The organism is Streptomyces sp. NPDC127117 (genome assembly GCF_042677325.1).
Lineage (GTDB): Bacteria > Actinomycetota > Actinomycetes > Streptomycetales > Streptomycetaceae > Streptomyces.
On the sequence record NZ_JBHXTM010000120.1, the window covers coordinates 1 to 4,568 of the forward strand.

Consider the following 4,568-nt stretch of genomic DNA (forward strand, 5'->3'; position numbering starts at 1 on the left):
ACCAGCGACGCGGAGCACGCCGTGTCCACCGTCACCGCCGGCCCCTCAAGACCGAACGTGTACGAGATCCGACCCGACACCACACTCGCCGCATTACTGGTCATCGAGAGGCTGTCGGCATCGGTGACACCGAGCAGGAGGGTGGCGTAGTCCTGACCGTTCGTGCCGGTGAACACACCGGTACGGCTGCCACGGACCGACGCCGGGTCGATCCCGGAGCGCTCGAACGCCTCCCACGACGTTTCGAGCAGCAACCGCTGCTGCGGGTCCATGCCGAGCGCCTCGCGCGGCGAGATCCCGAAGAGGGCGGGGTCGAAGTAGCCGGCCTCGTAGAGGAATCCGCCCTGATCCGTGTACGAGGTGTTGGGTGTGCCGCGCTCCGGGTCGTAGAGCCGCTCCACGTCCCAGCCACGGTCGACGGGGAAGCCGCCGACTGCGTCGCGGCCCTCGGCGACCAGGTCCCACAGCTGCTCGGGGTTGTTCACGCCGCCGGGGAAACGGCAGCTCATCCCGACGACGGCGATCAGGTCGTCGTCGGCTCCGGCCGCGTCGTCGCGGGCCGTGCCGTGGGCGGCCGTGGAGTGGTCGTCGCCGAGGAGGCCGGCACGCAGGTGGTGCGCGAGGGCCTCGGGCGACGGGTGGTCGAACGCGAGGGTCGCCGACAGCGCCAGTCCGGTCACGGCCTTCAGACGGTTGCGCAGCTCGACCACCGTGAGGGAGTCGAAGCCGAGGTCCTGGAACACCCGGCCCGGCTGCACGGCTTCGGCGGTCGCGTGACCGAGGACGGCGGCGGCCTCGCCGCGTACCAGCTTGAGCAGGGTCTGGTGCTGTTCGGCCGCGGAGAGGGCCCGCAGTCGGCCGAGGAACGCGGAGCCGGCCTCGGCCTCGCCGTCCCGGGCGCGCTCGACTGCGGCGAGCAGGCTGCGGACCTCCGGGATCTCGGAGATCAGCGGCTGCGGGCGGGCAGCGGTGAAGCGGGGGGTGAACCGGTCCCAGTCGATGTCGGCCATCGCCACGCAGGGCTCGTCGCCGGCCGCCGCGCGCTGCAGGGCGAGCACGGCCAGGTCCGGGTCCATCAGGGGCAGGCCGCGCTTGCTCATCAACTCGCCGGCCTCACCGTCGGCCATGCCGCCACCGCCCCAGGCACCCCAGGCGATGGAGGTGGCGGTCAGGCCGCGCGAGCGGCGCTGCTGGGCGAGCGCGTCGAGCCGGGCGTTGGCGGCGGCGTAGGCACCCTGTCCGGCGCTGCCCCAGACACCGGCGCTGGAGGAGAAGAGGACGAACGCGTCCAACGCGGTGTCCTCGGTTTCCTCGGTGAAGTACGCGTCGAGGAGGGCCGCGCCGCGGACCTTCGCCCCCAGAACGGCATCGATCTCGGGCGGGGTGAGTTCGGTGACGGCGCGGGTGGGGCCGATGCCCGCGGTGTGCAGAACGGCGGTGACCGTGTCGCCCGCCTCGCGCAGTCCGTCGAGGAGCCGGTGCAGGGCCGTGCGGTCGGCGACGTCGCAGGCCGCGATGGTCACCCGTACGCCCGTGGCTGCGAGTTCGTCGCGGAGTTCGGCCGCGCCGGGGGCGTCGGGCCCTCGGCGGCTGGTGAGTACGAGGTGCTCGGCGCCGTTGCCGGCCAGCCAGCGGGAGATCCGTCCCCCGAGGGCTCCGGTGCCGCCGGTGACGAGTACGGTCCCCCGCGGGGTCCAGGCCGGTGCCGGCTCCGCGAACGGTGCCCGCATCAGTCGGCGTACGAAGACCCCGGAGCCGCGGACGGCCAGCTGGTCCTCGTCGTCGGTGGCCGCCAGCACCGCGCAGAGGCGGGCGGCGGCGCGGTCGTCGAGTTCCTCCGGGAGGTCGACGAGACCACCCCAGTGCTGCGGGAGTTCGAGGCCGACGACCCGACCGAGGCCCCAGACCGCGGCCTGCTCGGGGCTGGTGATCCGGTCGGCCGCTCCGACGGAGACGGCTCCCCTGGTCAGGCACCACAGCGGCGCCCGTACGTCCGCGTCGGCCAGCGCCTGGACGAGAACGGCCGTACCGTGCAGGTCCACGAGCGAGACCACACCGTCGGCCGGTGCACCTTCGAAGGTCACGGCGAGCGAGGACCGGTCGGTCAGAACCACACGGGTGACCTCGGCGCCGTGCGCGACGAGAGCGGCAGCGACGGTTTCCGTGTACGGGGCCTCGGCGGTCTGCTCCGGAACGACCAGGAGCCAGTGGCCCGACAGTTCGGGGCCGGTGGTCGAAACGGGCTTCCAGGTGATCCGGTACTGCCAGTCGTCCAGCGTGGCGTGGCTGCGCCGCTCGCGCCGCCACTCGGAGAGCAGCGGAAGCACGTTCGCCAACGATGCCTGGGTCGCGTCGTCGCCGTCGGCGACGTCGAGGGTGTCGAGCAGCTGAGCGACATCCGCCCGCTCGACAGCCTCCCAGAAACTCGCGTCGACGGGATCGGCGGCACCCTTGGCCTCCGCCGGGGCGGCGGGGGGCTCGGGCCAGTAGTGCTGGTGCTGGAAGGCGTAGGTGGGCAGGTCGACGTACTGGGCGCCGGTGTTCGCGTAGTACGCGGCCCAGTCGACGCCGGCGCCACGCGCATGCAGCTCCGCGACAGCGGTGACAAGCGCCTCGGCCTCGGCACGGTCCTTGCGCAGGGCCGGCACGAAACCGGCGTCCTCGGTGACGCACGACTGGCCCATGGCGGAGAGCACCCCGCCGGGGCCCAGCTCCACGTACGTCGTGACGCCCTGGGACTCCAGGTGGCGCATCCCGTCGAGGAAGCGAACAGCCTGGCGGACATGGTCCACCCAGTAATCGGCCGTCAGCAGCTCCTCACCGGCAATCTCACCGGTCAGGTTGGAGACGATCGGGATCTGCGGTGCGTGGAACGTCAGGTTCTCCGCCACCGTCTTGAACTCGGCCAGCATGGGTTCCATGCGCGACGAGTGGAACGCGTGGCTCACCCGCAGCCGCTTCGTCTTCCCGAAGCCGGACGCGATCGCGAGTACGGCATCCTCATCACCCGAAATCACCACGGAGTCCGGGCCGTTCAGGGCGGCGATGGAGACACCGTCGGTGAGCAGCGGCAGCACCTCCGCCTCCGTGGCCTGGATGGCGACCATCGCCCCACCCGTGGGCAGGGCCTGCATCAGACGGCCCCGGGCCGCGACCAACGCCGCCGCATCCTCCAGCGACCACACACCCGCGACGTGCGCGGCGGCCAGTTCGCCGATGGAGTGGCCGAGGAGGTAGTCGGGGGTGACGCCCCAGTGCTCCAGCAGCCGGAACAGCGCCACCTCGATCGCGAACAGCCCGGCCTGCGTGTACACGGTCTGGTCGATCAGCTCCGACCCGCCGAACACCACGTCCCTGACCGGCCGATCGAGATGCCGATCGAGTTCGGCGCACACCGCGTCGAACGCGTCCGCGAACACGGGGTAGGTGTCGTACAGCTCGCGGCCCATCCCGGCCCGCTGCGAACCCTGACCCGAGAACAGGAACGCCGAACGACCGGAGCCCGCGACACCCCGCACCACACCCGCAGCCGACCGCCCCTCGGCAACCGCCCGCAGCAACGCCTCACGGTCCTCACCCACCACCACCGCACGGTGCTCGAAAGCCGCACGCGTCGAGACCAGCGCCCAGCCGATATCCAGCGGGGTGGCACCGCCCACCAGACCGAGCAACCGCTCCGCCTGACCGGCCAACGCCTGTTCCGACTTGGCAGACAGCACCCACGGCACCACCGGCAGCACGGCCTCCGGCGCCTCCACCGACGTCGGCTCTTCCTGCGCCTGCTCCAGGACCACATGCGCGTTCGTACCGCTGATCCCGAACGACGACACACCCGCCCGACGCGGACGACCACCCACCTCCGGCCACTCCCGCGCCTCCGCCAACAACTCCACCGCGCCCGCCGACCAGTCGACGTGGGTGGACGGTTCGTCCACGTGCAGCGTGGACGGCATGACGCCGTGGCGCATGGCCATGACCATCTTGATGATGCCGGCGACGCCGGCGGCGGCCTGGGTGTGACCGAGGTTGGACTTCACAGAGCCGAGCCAGAGCGGCCGGTCCTCCGGGCGGTCCTGCCCGTACGTGGCGAGGAGGGCCTGCGCCTCGATCGGGTCGCCCAGGGAGGTGCCGGTGCCGTGGGCCTCGACGACGTCGACCTGGTCGGCGGAGACCTTGGCGTTGGCCAGGGCCTGGCGGATCACGCGTTGCTGCGACGGGCCGTTCGGGGCGGTCAGGCCGTTGGACGCACCGTCCTGGTTCACGGCCGAACCCGAAACGACCGCCAGGACCCGGTGCCCCTTGCGCCGGGCCTCCGAGAGCCGTTCGACCAGCAGAACGCCGACGCCCTCGCCCCAGCCCGTGCCGTCTGCATCGTCCGAGAACGACTTGCACCGACCGTTGAAGGCGAGACCGCCCTGACGGCTGAACTCGGCGAAGGTCGTCGGCGTCGACATGACGGTCACGCCGCCCGCCAGCGCCATCTCGCACTCACCCGTGCGCAGCGCCTGGATCGCCCAGTGCAGCGCGACGAGGGACGAGGAGCAGGCGGTGTCCACGGTGACGGCCGG

The 4,568-nt window shown here is 72.0% G+C and carries 1 protein-coding gene; it reads right to left on the reverse strand.

Annotation, left to right across the window (positions count from 1 at the left end; all coding sequences use genetic code 11):
• On the reverse strand, nt 1-4,568 hold a 4,568-nt coding region (locus tag ACFVH0_RS40330), incomplete at both ends, for a type I polyketide synthase (RefSeq protein ID WP_385828411.1).